Genomic DNA, 15,872 nt, shown 5'->3' with positions numbered 1-15,872 from the left:
GTCCCCACAAGAGAGCTTCATGAAGCACCCGTCCGAGGCCCTGTCGCCCGCCCGCCGCCAACTGCTGATTGCGGGCCTGGCCGCCGCCTTGCTCCCCCTGCCCACCCGCGCGGATGCCGCCTATCCGTCCCGTCCCATCACCCTGGTGGTGCCCTTCCCCGCCGGCGGATCGGTCGACCTGGCCGGCCGCCTCTACGCCGAAGTGCTGGGCAAGATCCTGGGCGTCACCCTGGTGGTCGAGAACCGCGACGGCGCCGGCGGCGCGATCGGCAGCCAGCGCGTGGCGCGCGCCAAGCCCGATGGCTACACGCTGGTGGCCTCGTCGCAAAGCTCGCACCTGGCCAACCCGCTGATGCATCCCAACCTGGGCTACGACCCGATCAAGGACTTCACCTCGATCTCCCAGCTGGCGCGTTCGCCCAACGTGCTGGTGACCAGCGCCGCCTTGCCCGTCAAGGACTTCGCCGGATTCATCGCCTACCTGAAGGCGCACCCCGACGAAGTCCACTTCGCCACCGCTGGCGTCGGCAGCATGGGCCAGCTCAATGCCGAGCTGCTCAAGCACACCCTGCAGGTCGGCGCGGTGCACGTGCCCTATCGAGGCGGCGCGCCGCTGCTGAATGCGCTGCTGGCCAACGAGGCCCAGTTCGCGCTGGACAACCTGGCGCCCTTCCTGCCCCACATCCAGACCGGCAAGATGCGCGCGCTGGCGGTGGCCGCGCCCGAGCGCCTGCCGTCGCTGCCCGACGTGCCCACCTTTGCCGAACTCGGCTATCCCGTGCTCAACTCGATGTCGTGGATCGGACTGGCCGCGCCGGCCGGTACCCCGCCCGCCATCGTGCAAAAACTGCTGGAGGCGGTGCAGACCGCCGCCCGCCAGGAAAGCACCGTGCAGTCTCTGGAAAAAAGCGGCGCCCTGCCGCCCGAGTTGCAGACCCCTCAACAATTCACCGACATGATGTCGCAGCGCCTGGCCTTGTACAAAGACCTGATCGACCGCGCCGGCATCCGTCCGGAATAGGTTCCCACCCATGTCCAACCCCGCTTTCGCCCCCGACACCGCGCCGCTCGAAGTCCTGCCGCGCGACCTTTCCGCCTACCGCCAGGGCAACACCGGCATCGACTATGTGCACCGCTTCGAATCGGGCAAGCCCGGCCCGCACGTGCTGGTCAACGCCCTGACCCACGGCAACGAGATCTGCGGCATGGTGGCGGCGACCCATCTGCTCGATACGGGCGTGCGCCCGAAGATCGGCACGCTCACCGTCAGCTTCGCCAACATCGAGGCCTACGAAGCGTTCGACATCGACAACCCGTACGAGAACCGCCAGCTGGTCCACAACCTGAACCGCATCTGGTCGCCGCAGTGGCTGGACGGCGACGAGCAAAGCCCGGAACTGCGGCGCGCGCGCGAACTGCGCCCGGTGCTGGACGCCGCCGACTACGTGCTCGATATCCACTCGACGCGGGCGCCAGTGCAGCCGTTCTGGGTCTACCCCGAGATGGACCGCAACACCGCGCTGGCCGCCGCCGTCGGCGCCCCGGCGGTGCAACTGGTGATGCCGGCCGGCCGCTTCCCCGGCACCGGCGTGCTGAACTACGGCCGTCATGGCGATCCCGCCTCGGACAGCGGCGGCGCGCTGGTGGTCGAATGCGGCCAGCACTTCGCGCAATCGGCCGCCCTGCTCGCCACCGACGTCACGTTGCGGTTCCTGGCGCACCTGGGCCTGATCGACGCTCCGGCCAACAGCGCGCCCGCGGCGCCCGCGCAGCCGTTCCGGCTGCTCGAGGTGCACATGGTCAAGTCCGAGGACTTCACCTTCACGCGGCCGCTGCTAGGCTTCGAGGTGTTCAACAAGGGCGAACTCATCGCCATCAACGCCGGCGAGGAAATCCGCTCGCCGTGCGACAACTGCACCATCTTCATGCCGACCCGCATGCCCATCGTCGGCCGTGAAGCGGTGTACCTGACCGAGCCGATGTAGATGTGGGAGCCCCATCCCTGGGACCTGGACGACGCCGCCGCTGACATCCAGCGGCAGGGTTTCCATGTCCGCGGGAGAGTGGCCGTCGGCTGGCAAAGCATCCCGTTCGGCGACCTGCCGGCCGAGGGACTGTTCGGCCTGACCGCGGATCAACTGCGCTCGGCCGAAGCCGTCTGCCATGCCACCGTGCAGGACGAGCATTGGGTGCTGACCCAACTGCTCTGGCATGGCTTTCCCGATCCGCCCGAGTGGGGACTGTGGACCCGACGGCGGGACGCCTCCGGACAACCCTGGACCTCCTGGGGGCAGTTCGCCGCCCTTCCGCCGGCGTGGCGCCTGCCGCCCGGCGTCGATTGAGCGCGCGGAGCGAAGGGCTCTACGCCTCGGGGAACGCTGGCTCGGCGCCCGCCTTCTCCAGCAGATCCGCCACATCCTGCGCGCCCTTCTCGATGGCCCAGGCCCAGGCGTTCCAGCCTTCGTCGTCGCGGCGGTCTGCCTCGGCGCCATGCGCCAGCAGCAACGCGGCGATGGCGGCATTGCCGCGCGCCGCGGCCGCCATCAAAGGCGTGCCGCCGTCGTCGGACGCGGCATCCACCTGTGCCCCCGCCTCCAGCAGCAAGGCCACCAGTTCCAGGTGCTCCCAGCCCGCGGCCTGATGCAACGCGGTCAATCCATGCCCCGCCCGGCAGGCCGTGTCCGCGCCCTGCGCCAGCAGCAGGCGCGCCGCCTCGGCCGCGCCTGCGGTTGCCGCGCAGAACAGCGGCGTGGCGCCGAACGCATTGCGCGTGTCCACCCCCGCGCCAAGCGCCAGCGCCTGCGCCACGCCCGGCGCGTCGCCGGCCGTCGCCGCCTGCAGCAGTTGTTCGTCTGGTGTCGTCATGAAAAACCCGTCATCGGAAAGGAATCGAAGGCGCCCATTAGACACCGCCCGGCTCACAGATCGGGAATCAGGCGCTTGCCCAGGCTGATCACCTCGTCCTGCTGGAACCCCAGGCTGGCATAGAAGTCCTTGACCGCCAGGTTACTGGCGCGGATCAGCAGGTTGATCTTGGGGCAGCCCATCTCCAGGAACTTGCGCTCCAGCGCCCGCATCAACGCCGAGGCATAGCCGCGGCGCTGATGCGCCGGCGACACCGCCAGGTAATTGACCCAGCCGCGGTGGCCATCGTAGCCACCCATCAGCGTGCCGACGATGACGCCGTCCGCCTCGCCCACCAGGAACAGGTCGGCTTGCACGGTCAGCTTGCGCGCCACGTCCTTGCGCGGATCGTTCCAGGGGCGCGTCAGCCCGCAATCGGTCCACAACTGGATGATGGCGGCTTCGTCCGCCGGATGAAAAGACCGGATGGCCAGTTCGGGATGCTTCATGCTTCGTTCCTCTTGAGGGAAAAACGAAGGCCGGGCGCTACGCCTCGATGGCTGGAAAGCAAAGCGCGCATGCCGCGCAAACAAAAAGGCCACGAGGGGTATCGTGGCCTTCTGGAGGGAACACCGGGGATCCGGCGTTCGAACACGGCTTGCCACTCAACGCAGGCGTCGAGTGATTCGTCGGTTGTCTGCCCGGGCCGGCGCGGCCGGCGGGGCGATAAGAATGCGGTTCATGGCGGGCAGCATACACGACCCCGGCCCGCCGCGCCAAGCGGCCGCTCAGGCCGCGGCGGGCGCCGGCAGCGTGCCTTCCATCACCACCACCGCCTGGCCCGCCACGCCGGCCCACACGCCGTCATCGCGGACCTCGGCGTGCGCCAGCAACAGGCTGGCGCGGCCCATGTCGACGCCCTGCGCCACCCGCAGGCGCAACTCGCCCTTGCCGCGCAGGGCCGCCCGCAATGCCGTGGCGGCGCCGGTGGCGCTGCCGGTGGCGGGATCCTCGGTCATACGGCCGGTGAACATGCGCGCCTGGATGTCGATCGCCCCCAGCGGCGTCTCGGCGCCGCAATCGGTGGTGTACGCATAGATGGACCGGGCGCCGTCCAGCGGCAGCAATGCGGCATAGCCCGCCGGATCCGGTCGGGCGCGGCGCAGCGCATCGCGGCTGGCCAGTTGCACCACCAGGAAGATCAGGCCCACCGACGCCACTTGCGGCGCGTGTTCGGACAGCAGGATATCGCCGGGCGCCAGGCTCAGGGCGCGCGCCGCGGCCTCGGCCGTCACCTGGCTGGCGCGCGTCAACGGTTGCGGCGCGGCCAGCTCGGCGCCCAGCAGGCGGCCGTCATCGCCATACCGCAGGTCGATGCGCACCAGGCCCGCCTCCTCCTCGAACACGAAGCGGGTCGGCGCCGGCTGGCCGGCCGCGATCATCTCGCGCGCCAGCACCACCGCCGTGCCCACGTTCGGGTGGCCGGCGAACGGCACCTCGCGGTCGGGCGTGAAAATGCGCACCCAGGCCGTGTGCGCGGCATCGCGCGCCGGCAGCACGAAACTGGTCTCTGAATAATTGAACTCGCGCGCGATGCGCTGCATCTGTGCGGTGTCGAGACCCTCGGCCTCCAGCACCACCGCCAGTGGGTTGCCCTGATAGGCGTGCTCGGTAAAGACATCGGCGGTGACGTAGCGGTAGCGCATGCGGGTTCCTTCAAAGGGATGGCGGACGCGGAGAATTATCCGCGCCGCCCGCGTCGCGCGACAGACACAGAGCCGCCGAAATCCGGGCATAACAGGCGTGCGGTCGGATCAGGCCCGCCACGCGCCGCGCGATGCTCAGTCGAACACGGGGCGGAAGAAGCTGCGCTCGTAGCTCAGGATGCAGCGCGTGTCCTCGGCGTACTTGAACGCCGCCTGGCATTGCGCGTCCTGCATCGACTGCTGGCGATAGCGCTCGTACTCGGCCAGGCTGGGGAACGTGAACAAGGCCAGCGCGATGTTGTTGGCGCCTTCGGACGGCAGAAAGTACCCATGGTGCGTGCCGCCGAACTTCTCGACCAGCGGAATCCACATCTTGCCGTAGGCTTCGAATTCCTTGAGGCGGCTGGGGTCGATGACGTAACGCAGATAGCAGGTAACCATGAAGGCTCCAATAGCGGATGACTGAGGCGCGAACGCGCCGCGGCATCCTAGCTCGCGGGGCGAATCCCGGTCAATCGGTCGAGCGCGGCGGCGGCAGGCCAAGCGCCTGCATGCGCGCGGCAAAGCGCCGCGCAACGTCATCCGGCAGGCCGGTGACCATCACGACGAACGCGTGGTACCACGGATTGGCATGCGCGGTGTCGAACTCGAAAGCCAGCGGGTACTGGTTCCCTGCCGCCGACACCTCACGCAAGGCCTCGGCCACGTGGTCGCCGGCATCATCGAAATTGCCGTGGCCGTATCGCGCCTCGATGTCCTGGCAGGCAAAGCGGTAGCGACGCACGGCGGCATTCGGTTTTGGAAAGTGGGGCATGGCGGTCTCGCATCACGGCGGCATGGGCGGCGGCTCCTTTGCGACCATCCCACAGCCATCGCCGCGCGTCAACGCGGCGCCTCGACGCCTTTTGCCGATGCGCCCAAGAACCTGATCCAATCCGTGGAAATCACCGCCGCCAACCTCGAACGCGCCATGCGCTTCTACAGTCAGGTCTTCACACCGCCGACATGACCCGCGACACCGGTAGGGCGGGCTTTGCCGTTCCCAGGCCCCGGCGCGCCGCGAACGTCACCGCACACGATCCGCACGCGGGCCAGCGCTTCCCGATCCGCGTTACATCCTGATCGACCGCGAGCAAACCTCATTACATTCGCCCATCAATTCCCCACTATCGGCGGTCCGGGCGCGAGGCAGAATCGCGGTGTTGCGCCCCGGCCCCGCCATGGCGACGAACCCCTGCCGGTGTACCCCATGAAGCGGCTGTTGATCTCCCTGCTCTGCTTGTCCTGTACGGGCTGCGGCCTGGCCGCCGCGCCCTGCCGCGTCACGTCCGCCGTCATCAAGATCGTGCCCGTGGTTGGCGGCGTCGCCGCCGCCCCGACGGATGCGTGCGCGGAAATCATCGACTGATGACGCCGGGCGATGGCGGCCCGGCAGCATGCGCCCGCCAGCCTGCTCGCGGGAAAAAACCAATGACAATATCCGCGATCGCCTGACGTTCCTCTGACGGTTGGAACCAATCGTTTCCGATGCGCTCAGCACGTGTAGTTGCCTTCTCAAAGCGCGCGGCCGCTGGATATACTCGCGCACCTGTGCGCACCCTCCAAGGCCTCCCAATGCTGAAACGCATCTGCCGCGTTGTCCCCGCCGTCATGTTGCCCCTGACGCTGTCCGCATGCATGGGACTGTCAGTCTATTCACCCACGCGCAACAAGCTCGACGCCCAGGTGGGCAAGAACATCAAGGAACTGCTGCCGGCCTGGCCTCCCGAGACCGGCGCCAAGCCTTTCGTGAACAAGGTGGACGAAGAAACCACGAGCTACACCTACGTCTATGGCTACCACCCCGGCCATTACGAAGGCCGAGGCTATTCCACCAACGGCCCGATGGGCACGACGTATGGGTCCTACAGCGCCTACGTGCCCGAGTACACCGACTGCGCCGTGATCTTCTACACCGACAAGGCCGGCACGGTGCTGCGCTACGACATGAAGACCAACGGCAAGATCAGCTACAACTCGTGCGGTGAATACATCAGCGGGTTCAGATTCTGATTTGGCCGTGGCGATTGGATTGAAGTCCGGCGCAGCCAGCCGGACCGGGCATTCCCTCATCAGCATTCACGCAGGCCAATGAGAAAGGGGGTTAGTGATTTTCATCACTAACCCCCTAGGGTATTGCTGGTCGGGACGGCGGGATTCGAACTCGCGACCCCTTGCACCCCATGCAAGTGCGCTACCAGGCTGCGCTACGCCCCGAAAGAAAAAGAGTATAGCAGACCTAAAAATTGTTTGCACGCATTGGTGCAAAAAAAGTGCCGAATACTCAAAAAAATTTGCCTGCCCCACGCGATGCCCGCAACCCTCGCAGGCAAGGCTCGCGCATGACACGCAAGGGTACTGAATGCCAGACTGAACCACGCGCATGACCGCGCGATGCGACAGACTGAACTAGAGGCACCGCGATTCACGCGCGCCGCGATCAACGACAGCGCGCATGCCACGAAGCATCAATTCGGAAAGACGGATTTGCAATGCCCCGCCGCGGTTCAAGCCGTGGCGCTGACGCTCACCGCGCTGCCGCTTGAAGCCGGCGCGGCCGAACCCAGCGCCTCGCCCAGCATCGTCGACACACTGCCCAACTCGTTGCGCAGGGCCTGCATCTCGGCGCCGCTCAGGCGCACCGCGGCGTCCTGGTCGTGCGGCGTGTCGCGGGCATCGCCCAGGCGGTTGCGCGCGCCGCTGATGGTGAAGCCTTGTTCGTACAACAAGGAACGGATGCGACGGATCAGCAGCACTTCGTGATGCTGGTAGTAGCGACGGTTGCCGCGCCGCTTCACCGGCTTGAGCTGCGTGAATTCCTGTTCCCAGTACCGCAAGACATGGGGCTTGACGCCACACAGGTCGCTGACTTCACCGATGGTGAAGTAACGCTTGGCGGGAATGGGCGGTAAGGTAACGGTGGATTCGGTACGTGTCATAAGAGAATTCTATGCCGCGATGCGTCGAGTGCCGATAACAATTACCAACAAAGCGTATCACTCCTCGGCGTCGGGCGCTGCGGGAATGGCCTGCTCCACCACGCTCTTGAGTTTCTGACTCGCGTGGAACGTGACCACGCGGCGTGCGGCGATGGGGATGGTCTCGCCGGTCTTGGGGTTGCGCCCCGGGCGGGGCGGCTTGTCGCGCACCTGGAAATTTCCGAAGCCCGAAAGCTTGACGGAATCGCCGCGCGCCAGGGCGTCGCGGATTTCCTCGAAGAACGTGTCGACGATGTCCTTGGCTTCGCGTTTGTTCAGGCCGACCCGCTCAAAGAGCAGCTCGGCCAGCTCGGCCTTGGTCAGGGTGCGCGGCTCGGCAAGCATACTGTTCCCCATGGTTCAAGCGCGCTGGCGCGCGCCGTGGGCACGGACCAAAGCGTCCTTGATGCGTGCCAGGCAATCGGCCACCCGGGCTTCGTCCAGTGTGACCTCAGTGTCCTGTAGCCAGAAACGGAACGCAAGGCTTTTCTCGGCCACGGGCTGGTCGCCCTGGGCCTTTTCGCGCCAGACGTCGAACAGGCGCACGTCCTGCACCACGGCCAGTTGCGGATCGGCCTTGACCGTCGCCGCCACCGTGTCCAGCATGGACTGCACCGTCACGGGCGCGTCGACCCACAGGGCCAGGTCGCGCACCACCACCGGTTGGCGCGACAGTTCGCGCACCTGCGGCAGTTCGCCTTCGGACAGGGCGTCCACGTCCAGCTCGAACACCACCGGCGCGTGTGCCAGATCGGCCTGTTGCGCCCAGCGCGGATGCAGTTCACCCATCCAGCCGACCAGCTTGCCGTCCAGCGTGACGCGGGCGCTGCGGCCCGGATGCAGCGCGGGATGGGCCGCCGCTTCGAAGCGCAGGCGCGCGCCACGAGCGCCGAACAACGCCTGGACGTCCATCTTCACGTCGAAGAAATCGACCTGTCGGGTGGGTACGCCCCACTGCTCTTCCACCGACGGGCCCCAGGCGGCGCCCGCCAGCTTGAGCGGCTGGCGCACGCCGGCAACTTCCAGCGGACCGTCCTGGGCGGCGTCATCGCGAGCGAAGACGCGGCCAAGCTCGAACAGGCGCACGCGCGTCTGCTTGCGGTTGGCGTTGTGGCGGATGTTGGCCACCAGGCCAGCAATCAGGCTAGACCGCATCACCGACAGGTGGCTGGCGATCGGGTTGACCAGCTTGACCGGCGTATCGTTGCCGGCGTAGTCGCGCTCCCACTCGGCTTCGACGAAGCTGTAGTTGACGACTTCCTGGTAGTCCTGCGCGGCGGCCAGGCGGCGCAGCGCGTGCGGACCACGGCGCACTTCGGGTTGCGAGAACATCTTGGCGCGCGCCAGCGGCGGCACCGTGGGGATGTTCTCGAAACCGTAGATGCGGGCCACTTCTTCGATCAGGTCTTCCTCGATCTCGAGGTCGAAGCGATACGACGGCGGCGTGACGATGAAGTCATCGCCATCGAGCGTGAATTCCAGCCCCAGGCTGCCGAAGATCTTGGCGACTTCGGCCTGCGTGACGGGCACGCCCAGCACGCGGTGGCAGCGCGCCAGGCGCATGCGCACCGGCTCGCGCTTGGGCAGGTTGACGATCTGGTCGTCCAGCGGACCGGCCTGGCCGCCGCAGATGTCGACGATCAGGCGCGTGATGAATTCGATGTGCTGCGGGATCGTGGCGAAGTCCACGCCGCGCTCGCCGCGATGGCTGGCCTCGGAACTGAACTTGAAGCGGCGCGCGCGGCCGGCCAGCGATTGCGGCCACCAGAATGCGGCTTCCAGGTAGATGTTCTGCGTGTCGAGCGTGACCGAGGTGGCCTCGCCGCCCATGATGCCCGCCAGGCTTTCGACCTGATCGCCGGCCACCACCACGCCGACTTTCGAATCCAGCGTGACGGTCTGGCCGTTCAGCAGCTCGAGCGTCTCGCCTTCGCGCGCCCAGCGCACCGACAGGTCGCCATGGATCTTGTCCAGGTCGAACACGTGCGAGGGACGGCCCAGTTCCAGCATGACGTAGTTGGAGATGTCCACCAGCGCCGATACCGAACGCTGGCCGGCACGCTCCAGGCGCGTCTTCATCCACGCGGGGGTCTGCGCGCGGGCGTTCACGCCGCGGATCACGCGGCCGCCGAAGCGGCCGCACAGGTCGGGCGCCTCGACCTTGACGGGCAGGCGCTCGTCCAGGGTCACGGGCACCGCCTTGGCGGTCGGCACCGACAGCGGCGCGCCGGTCAGCGCGGCGACTTCGCGCGCCACGCCCAGGATCGACAGGCAGTCGGCGCGGTTGGGCGTCATCTTCAGCGTGAAGAGCGTGTCGTCCAGATCCAGCGCTTCGCGGATCGACTGGCCCGGCACCATATCGGCCGGCAGCTCCAGCAGGCCGGCGTGGTCTTGCGACAGGCCCAGTTCGCGCGCCGAGCACAGCATGCCCGACGATTGCACGCCGCGCATCTTGGCCACGCCGATCTTCATGCCACCGGGCAGTTCCGCGCCAACGCGGGCCAGCGGCACCGTCAGGCCGGCGGCCGCGTTGGGCGCGCCGCAGACGATCTGCAGCAGCGCGCCGGAGCCGTCATCGACTTGGCAGACGCGCAGCTTGTCGGCGTCGGGGTGCGGGGCGATCTCGACGATGTGCGCGACCACCACGCCCGTGAACGCGGGCGCGGCCGGCACGGTGTCTTCGACTTCCAGGCCGGCCATGGTGAGCCGGTGCGCGAGTTCGTCGGTTGCGATCGGAGGATTGACCAGCGTACGCAGCCAGGATTCGGGAAATTGCATGATCTAGCCGTCTGTTATTCGTTGAACTGGCGCAGGAAGCGCAAATCGCCTTCGTAGAACTGGCGCAGGTCGTTGACGCCGTAGCGCAGCATCGTCAGGCGCTCCAGGCCGGAACCGAAGGCAAAGCCGATGTAGCGTTCGGGGTCCAGGCCGAAGTTGCGCACCACCTGCGGGTGCACCTGGCCCGAGCCGGAGATCTCCAGCCAGCGGCCGCGGTTCGGGCCCGACGTGAACATCATGTCGATTTCGGCCGACGGTTCGGTGAACGGGAAGAACGACGGGCGGAAGCGCACGACGAGATCGTCGCTTTCGAAGAAGCAACGCAGGAAATCGGTGTACACGCCCTTCAGGTCGGCGAACGAGATGTCCTCGGCGATCCAGAGCCCTTCCACCTGGTGGAACATGGGCGAGTGCGTGGCGTCGCTGTCGACGCGGTAGGTGCGCCCAGGCGCGATGACCTTGATGGGCGGCTTGTGCATGCGGGCGTAACGCACCTGCATGGGGCTGGTGTGCGTGCGCAGCAGCAGCGGCAGGCCGTCGGCGTCTTTCATGTCGACGTAGAACGTGTCCTGCATGGAACGCGCCGGATGGTCCAGCGGGTTGTTGAGCGCGGTGAAATTGGTCCAGTCGTTCTCGACTTCGGGGCCGTCGGCCACGTCAAAGCCGATGGAGCGGAAGATCTCTTCGACACGCTCCCAGGTCCGGATGACCGGGTGGATGCCGCCCGGCACACGGCCACGGCCCGGCAACGACACATCAATGGTTTCGGACGCCAGGCGGGCATCCAGTTCTGCTTGCACCAGGGCCGCGCGGCGCAGGTTCAGGAGCTCTTCGACCTTCTGCTTGGCCTGATTGATGCGGGCGCCCATGTCGCGCTTCTGCTCGGGATCGAGCTTGCCCAGCCCCTTGAGCAGGACCGTCAGCGCGCCGTCCTTGCCCAGGAAGCGGGCCTTTGCGTTTTCGAGCGCGGCGGCGTTGCTGGCCGCGGCGAACAGTTCCTGTGCCTGGGAAACCAGGTCGTCAACCGATTGAGTCATGAAATCCAGCCTTCAAAACGCAAACGGGGCCATTACAGCCCCGTTTGCAGCGATGCGCGATGAGTTAAAGCGCGCGATCAGGCAGCCAAGGCAGCCTTGGCTTGCTGCACGATGGCGGCAAAGCCGGCCTTGTCGCGCACGGCCAGATCGGCCAGGACCTTGCGGTCGAGTTCGATAGCAGCCTTCTTCAGGCCGGCGATGAACACGCTGTAGCTGACGCCATGTTCGCGGACGGCGGCGTTGATACGCGTGATCCACAGCGCGCGGAACGTGCGCTTCTTGTTGCGGCGGTCGCGGTAGGCGTATTGGCCAGCGCGCATGACCGCTTGCTTGGCGATACGGAACACATTACCGCGGCGGCCACGGTAACCCTTGGCGGCGGAAATGACTTTCTTGTGACGTGCGCGGGCGGTAACGCCGCGTTTGACGCGAGGCATAGTAGATCTCCCTTAGATCAAGCGAAAGGCATCATGGCCTTGACGGAGGCCACGTTGGTTTCATGAACCGCCGCCGAACCGCGCAGCTGGCGCTTGTTCTTGGTGGTCTTCTTGGTCAGGATGTGACGCTTGAACGCCTGACCACGCTTGATGGATCCGCTGCCGCGAACCTGAAAGCGCTTTGCGGCGCTTTTCTTGGTTTTCATCTTGGGCATGATGATTCCCTAAACTGAACGCATTGTTGATTTACATGACGCGAGGTGCTTGTCGCAAGGCGGTTGGCGTCGCCCCGAACCACGAAGGCAGGAACGTTCGACCTACACCATTGCGGCAAAACTTGAGAACCTCTTGCCACTTCTGGGGGTACTGCTGGGGGTACTTCTGGGGTACTGCTGGGGTACTTCTGACGTATTACTCGAATACGCCCCGGGCCATGAATCCCGGCTTGCAGCCATCCGGCTGCCGCCAGGGCATTTGGCCCGGTCTTTCCCGCACCGGCGGCAAAAAAGGTAGCCTGGATCCGGGAAAGCCTTTGATTATATGGTGATTTCCCTGGTTTTGTCGAGCCGGGACACCGGGCCGGACAAAGACATGGCAGCGCAACCAGGGACGGAACCAGGGGAAACGGATCCACGCACCAAGGCGGACGCGCCCCGCCCGCGCCGGGGAGGATTCGCGATCATACCCCCGGCCGTCGATACTGCACCGCCTGGGCCACATGGCTGGCCTCCAGCGCATCGGCCTCGTCCAGGTCGGCGATGGTCCGTGCCACCCGCAGGGCGCGATGCAGCGCCCGCCCGGACCCCGCCAATCGCCGCATCGCCTGTAGCAACAGCGCCTGGGCGGACGGGTCCATGGGGCAATGACGCTCCAGTTCGGCGCCGGTCAGGCCGGCATTGGGCTTGCCCTGCCGTGTCAGCTGGCGTTCGCGGCAACGCGCCACTCGCGCCCGCACCGGCGCCGAGGCCTCGCCGGGGGGGCCCTGCAGGCTGTCCAGATCGGGCGGCGGCAGGGTCACATACAGGTCGATCCGGTCGAGCAGCGGCCCCGAAACCTTGCCTGCATAGCGCGCCACCTGGTCGGGCGTGCACTGGCAGGCGCGGCGAGGATGGCCGCGCCAACCGCAGGGGCAGGGGTTCATCGCCGCCACCAATTGGAAGCGGGCGGGGAACTGCGCGGTATGCAGGGCGCGCGCGATGACCACCCTGCCCGTCTCCAGCGGCTCGCGCAGCGCCTCGAGCGTGCGCCGGCTGAACTCGGGCAGTTCGTCCAGGAACAGCACGCCATGATGCGCCAGGCTGATCTCTCCCGGGCGCGGGCGGCCGCCGCCGCCCACCATGGCGATGGCCGACGCCGAGTGATGCGGGGCGCGAAACGGCGGCGTGCCCATGCGTGTGTCCGGCACACCCGCCACCGCGGCGATGGCCGCGACCTCGAGCGCCTGCGGCCGCGCCAGCGGCGGCAACAGCCCAGGCAGGCGCGCGGCCAGCATGCTCTTGCCGGCCCCAGGGGGGCCGACCATCAGCAGGCTGTGGCCGCCCGCCGCCGCCACCTCCAGGGCGCGCCGCGCCCCAGGCTGGCCCCGCACATCCGACAGGCAGGGCGCCGGCGGCGCCTCGGGCCAGGCGGCTGCAATGGCGTCCGGCAACCCGCACAGGCCCGCCACATGGGCCGCCACGTCCGCCAGGCTGCGGGCCGACAAGACCCGCAGACCCTCGACCCGGGCCGCCTGCTCGGCGCTGCCAGCCGGCAGGATCAGGGTGGCCCCTGGCGACTCCCGCGCCACGCTCAGCGCAATCACCAGGGCGGCGGCAACGGGTACCAGCGCGCCCGTCAGCGACAGTTCGCCCGCCAGCACCAGGCCGGCCAGCAGCGGATCCGGCGCGGCCCGGGACAGGTCCCCGTCAGTCGAGCTGCCTTCACCCTGCGGCGCCAACTGCCCGGCGGCCAACAGCAGGCCCACGGCGATGGGCAGGTCGAAGCGGCCGGATTCCTTGGGGATGTCGGCCGGCGACAGATTGACCGTGATGCGGCCAGCGGGAAAGTTGAAGCCGCTGTTGATGATGGCGGCGCGCACGCGCTCGCGGCTTTCCCGGACCTCGGTGTCGGGCAGCCCGACCACATTGAAGCTGGGCAGGCCCGGCCCCAGGTGAGTCTCGACCCGCACCGCGTGGGCGTGCAGGCCGCTGAGGGTGCGGCTGGCGATTACGGCAAGCGTCAAGGCGGTCTCCGGTGGCGATCGAAGACCAGTATGCCGAAAACGAAAACGGCCGCGGAAGCGGCCGTGGCAAAAGTGTCCCCCGCGGATTACTTGTCCAGGGCGGACAGGCGCGACTCCAGTTGCTCGACGGTGGCGGCCAATTGGTCGACGCGGGCACGGGTGCGCGCCAGCAGGTCGGCCTGCACGTCAAACTCTTCGCGGGTGACCAGATCGAGCTTCGAAAACGCCTGCGTCATCATGGCGCGCACGTTGCGCTCGACATCCGCGGCCGGGCTGCGGGCGATCAGGTCGGAAATGTTCTTCTGGATGTCTTCCATCCACTGGGTGCGATTGTTCATAGCGGCCTCACGTGTTCTTGATGCCTCAAGTGTAGTGCTTTCCCGGCGCGCCCCGCAGGCAAAAAAAGAGGGCGGGCCGCATGCGGTGACCGCCCATCAAAGCACAGGAGAAAACCGGGCCGCCTTGGGGGCGACCCCCTACCAACATCTTTACTTGCAGCCCATCTGCGAAGCGGACTGCGCAAACAGGTCCGCCGACTGCTTGCACTGGGCCGCCAGCTGCGTCTTGTCGCTGATCGTGGCCCACTGGGTCTTGGCCGCATCGAGCTGCTGCTTGAAGCTGGCCGCGGCGGGATTGGAGGCGCCGAGCTTGTCCATGCATGCGCTGACCTTGGTCAGATAGGCATCGCATTCGGCAGGCAGGCCGGCGGTGGCGCCAGCAGGCGCGCCCGAGCTGGACGGCGCGGTGGTGGCCGGCGGCGTGGTCGCCGCGGGCGGCGTGCCAGGCGTCGTGGTCGAAGGTGCTGGCGTGGTCGAAGCCGCGGGCGGCGCGACTTTTTCGTCGCTCTTGTTGCAGCCGGCCAGGGCAGCCAGCGCGGCGGTCAAGGCCAACACGGCAAAGGTTTTGCGTTGGGTCGTCATCATTCCTCTTTCCTTTCTTGCTTTTTGGTATTCAGAGAGCCGCAACGCCGGAACCCTGTTGCCGCGGCCCGATCAGGCCCAGATACCGCCATGAGCTGGACTTGATTCTTCTTCACCCAACCTTTGGCAACAAGCTTATGCGTGTAAACCCTCGTATCACGCCCCGCCCCCGTTTTATGGATCGTTGCGGCCTGCTTTCAACCGCCTGACAGATATCGTTCCTGCCGCGTGAAGCCCGGCCAGCAAGGTTCCCCGGCCCGCGAGCCCTGTCCACCGGATGACCGAGCGCCAACGGAGCAACACGACAAATCGCAACAGGGCTGGCATCAACTCGCAACAAATGGCGGCGTGGGAACATATTCCGTTGCATCCCTCACGGACCACGCGATGCACCGAATTGAGGCTGACGTATGGTGCACGACGCACTATATTGGTGCGCACAGGCACAATAAAAGCGCCAGCCCTCCCGCCCTGCGGGTGCCGCCCATGGTGGCATGGAATTTGCTTGATGGACGATGCCAACGTGCAACCATGAGAGGAAATGCCATGAAACTCATCATCGCCATCATCAAGCCCTTCAAGCTCGACGAAGTGCGGGTGGCTCTATCCGGAATCGGCGTCCAGGGCCTCACCGTTACCGAAGTGAAAGGGTTCGGGCGCCAGAAGGGCCACACCGAGCTGTATCGCGGCGCGGAATACGCGGTCGACTTCCTGCCGAAGCTGCGCGTCGAAGCCGCCGTGCCCGACCACCTGGTCGACCAGGTCATCGAAGCCATTGAACAAGCCGCCCGCACCGGCAAGATCGGCGACGGCAAGATCTTCGCCGCCCCCCTTGAACAAGTGATCCGTATCCGCACGGGCGAAGCCGGCGAAGCTGCGCTGTAGACAAATAAGAAAGACTCATTGGAGCCT

At 66.8% G+C, this 15,872-nt stretch carries 20 protein-coding genes and 1 tRNA gene; 6 read left to right on the top strand and 15 right to left on the bottom strand.

All coding sequences use genetic code 11. The features are described 5' to 3' along the window. Positions 1-19: 19 nt before the first annotated feature. From ABFG95_RS24745 to ABFG95_RS24735, 3 genes are read left to right on the top strand one after another with little or no spacing between them, the layout of a single operon-like run. A complete protein-coding gene (locus ABFG95_RS24745; RefSeq protein WP_049074999.1) occupies positions 20-1,021 on the top strand; it encodes a tripartite tricarboxylate transporter substrate-binding protein in 1,002 nt (333 codons plus the stop codon). A 10-nt stretch (positions 1,022-1,031) separates the two neighbouring features. After that, entirely contained in the window at positions 1,032-1,985 is a 954-nt protein-coding gene (locus tag ABFG95_RS24740) for a succinylglutamate desuccinylase/aspartoacylase family protein (protein WP_049075001.1), read from the top strand. Beyond that, a complete protein-coding gene (locus ABFG95_RS24735; RefSeq protein ID WP_348994998.1) occupies positions 1,986-2,342 on the top strand; it encodes a hypothetical protein in 357 nt (118 codons plus the stop codon). 19 nt (positions 2,343-2,361) lie between these two features. On the opposite strand, the gene ABFG95_RS24730 is transcribed toward ABFG95_RS24735, so the two are convergent. The 5 genes from ABFG95_RS24730 to ABFG95_RS24710 all read right to left on the bottom strand — a co-directional run bounded on the left by ABFG95_RS24730 (position 2,362) and on the right by ABFG95_RS24710 (position 5,364). Next, positions 2,362-2,865, bottom strand: a complete 504-nt coding sequence (locus ABFG95_RS24730) for an ankyrin repeat domain-containing protein (protein ID WP_049075011.1) — start codon at positions 2,863-2,865, stop codon at positions 2,362-2,364. A 53-nt stretch (positions 2,866-2,918) separates the two neighbouring features. Continuing rightward, positions 2,919-3,353: a GNAT family acetyltransferase gene (locus ABFG95_RS24725; protein WP_049075013.1), complete on the bottom strand. Its 435-nt coding sequence runs from the start codon at positions 3,351-3,353 to the stop codon at positions 2,919-2,921. 279 nt (positions 3,354-3,632) lie between these two features. Beyond that, on the bottom strand, positions 3,633-4,550 hold the full coding sequence (locus ABFG95_RS24720; protein WP_063584133.1) for a PhzF family phenazine biosynthesis protein: 918 nt from the start codon (positions 4,548-4,550) through the stop codon (positions 3,633-3,635). Positions 4,551-4,685: 135 nt separating this feature from the next. Continuing rightward, positions 4,686-4,991, bottom strand: coding sequence for an NIPSNAP family protein (locus ABFG95_RS24715; RefSeq protein ID WP_006388009.1), 306 nt, complete (start codon positions 4,989-4,991; stop codon positions 4,686-4,688). A 70-nt stretch (positions 4,992-5,061) separates the two neighbouring features. Further along, positions 5,062-5,364 carry a hypothetical protein gene (locus ABFG95_RS24710; protein ID WP_348994997.1) on the bottom strand — a complete coding sequence of 101 codons (303 nt, stop codon included), beginning with the start codon at positions 5,362-5,364 and terminating at the stop codon, positions 5,062-5,064. Positions 5,365-5,799: 435 nt separating this feature from the next. Here ABFG95_RS24710 and ABFG95_RS24705 point away from each other — a divergent pair, with 435 nt between their 5' ends. After that, positions 5,800-5,958, top strand: a complete 159-nt coding sequence (locus ABFG95_RS24705) for a DUF6726 family protein (RefSeq protein WP_049075025.1) — start codon at positions 5,800-5,802, stop codon at positions 5,956-5,958. Between the two features lie 206 nt (positions 5,959-6,164). Continuing rightward, positions 6,165-6,602: a hypothetical protein gene (locus ABFG95_RS24700; RefSeq protein ID WP_232732897.1), complete on the top strand. Its 438-nt coding sequence runs from the start codon at positions 6,165-6,167 to the stop codon at positions 6,600-6,602. A 127-nt stretch (positions 6,603-6,729) separates the two neighbouring features. Here the strand turns inward: ABFG95_RS24700 and ABFG95_RS24695 are convergent. The 10 genes from ABFG95_RS24695 to ABFG95_RS24650 all read right to left on the bottom strand — a co-directional run bounded on the left by ABFG95_RS24695 (position 6,730) and on the right by ABFG95_RS24650 (position 14,963). Then, positions 6,730-6,806, bottom strand: a tRNA-Pro gene (locus ABFG95_RS24695). A 290-nt stretch (positions 6,807-7,096) separates the two neighbouring features. Continuing rightward, on the bottom strand, positions 7,097-7,528 hold the full coding sequence (locus ABFG95_RS24690) for a MerR family transcriptional regulator (protein WP_100509105.1): 432 nt from the start codon (positions 7,526-7,528) through the stop codon (positions 7,097-7,099). 57 nt (positions 7,529-7,585) lie between these two features. Next, positions 7,586-7,924, bottom strand: a complete 339-nt coding sequence (locus ABFG95_RS24685) for an integration host factor subunit alpha (protein WP_080977459.1) — start codon at positions 7,922-7,924, stop codon at positions 7,586-7,588. 3 nt (positions 7,925-7,927) lie between these two features. Beyond that, on the bottom strand, positions 7,928-10,345 hold the full coding sequence (gene pheT / locus ABFG95_RS24680) for a phenylalanine--tRNA ligase subunit beta (RefSeq protein WP_068950638.1): 2,418 nt from the start codon (positions 10,343-10,345) through the stop codon (positions 7,928-7,930). 14 nt (positions 10,346-10,359) lie between these two features. After that, the gene (pheS, locus tag ABFG95_RS24675; RefSeq protein WP_049075035.1) at positions 10,360-11,382 is read right to left on the bottom strand and encodes a phenylalanine--tRNA ligase subunit alpha; all 1,023 of its coding nucleotides are present in this window, start codon (positions 11,380-11,382) and stop codon (positions 10,360-10,362) included. 77 nt (positions 11,383-11,459) lie between these two features. After that, a complete protein-coding gene (rplT, locus tag ABFG95_RS24670) occupies positions 11,460-11,819 on the bottom strand; it encodes a 50S ribosomal protein L20 (RefSeq protein WP_006387998.1) in 360 nt (119 codons plus the stop codon). Positions 11,820-11,836: 17 nt separating this feature from the next. Next, a complete protein-coding gene (gene rpmI, locus ABFG95_RS24665) occupies positions 11,837-12,034 on the bottom strand; it encodes a 50S ribosomal protein L35 (RefSeq protein WP_006387997.1) in 198 nt (65 codons plus the stop codon). 464 nt (positions 12,035-12,498) lie between these two features. After that, positions 12,499-14,040 carry a YifB family Mg chelatase-like AAA ATPase gene (locus ABFG95_RS24660; protein ID WP_059269780.1) on the bottom strand — a complete coding sequence of 514 codons (1,542 nt, stop codon included), beginning with the start codon at positions 14,038-14,040 and terminating at the stop codon, positions 12,499-12,501. Positions 14,041-14,126: 86 nt separating this feature from the next. Continuing rightward, entirely contained in the window at positions 14,127-14,378 is a 252-nt protein-coding gene (locus tag ABFG95_RS24655; RefSeq protein ID WP_006394062.1) for an accessory factor UbiK family protein, read from the bottom strand. Positions 14,379-14,528: 150 nt separating this feature from the next. Beyond that, on the bottom strand, positions 14,529-14,963 hold the full coding sequence (locus tag ABFG95_RS24650) for a DUF5339 family protein (protein ID WP_049075039.1): 435 nt from the start codon (positions 14,961-14,963) through the stop codon (positions 14,529-14,531). 543 nt (positions 14,964-15,506) lie between these two features. On the opposite strand from ABFG95_RS24650, the gene ABFG95_RS24645 reads away from it, so the two are divergent. Beyond that, positions 15,507-15,845: a P-II family nitrogen regulator gene (locus ABFG95_RS24645; protein WP_006218735.1), complete on the top strand. Its 339-nt coding sequence runs from the start codon at positions 15,507-15,509 to the stop codon at positions 15,843-15,845. Positions 15,846-15,872: the final 27 nt, after the last annotated feature.

The sequence above is a fragment of the Achromobacter sp. HNDS-1 genome (assembly GCF_040084795.1).
Taxonomy (GTDB): Bacteria; Pseudomonadota; Gammaproteobacteria; order Burkholderiales; family Burkholderiaceae_B; genus Achromobacter; species Achromobacter ruhlandii.
Note: the sequence above shows the minus strand (reverse complement) of the source record. Positions and strands in the feature narration are given on the sequence as shown.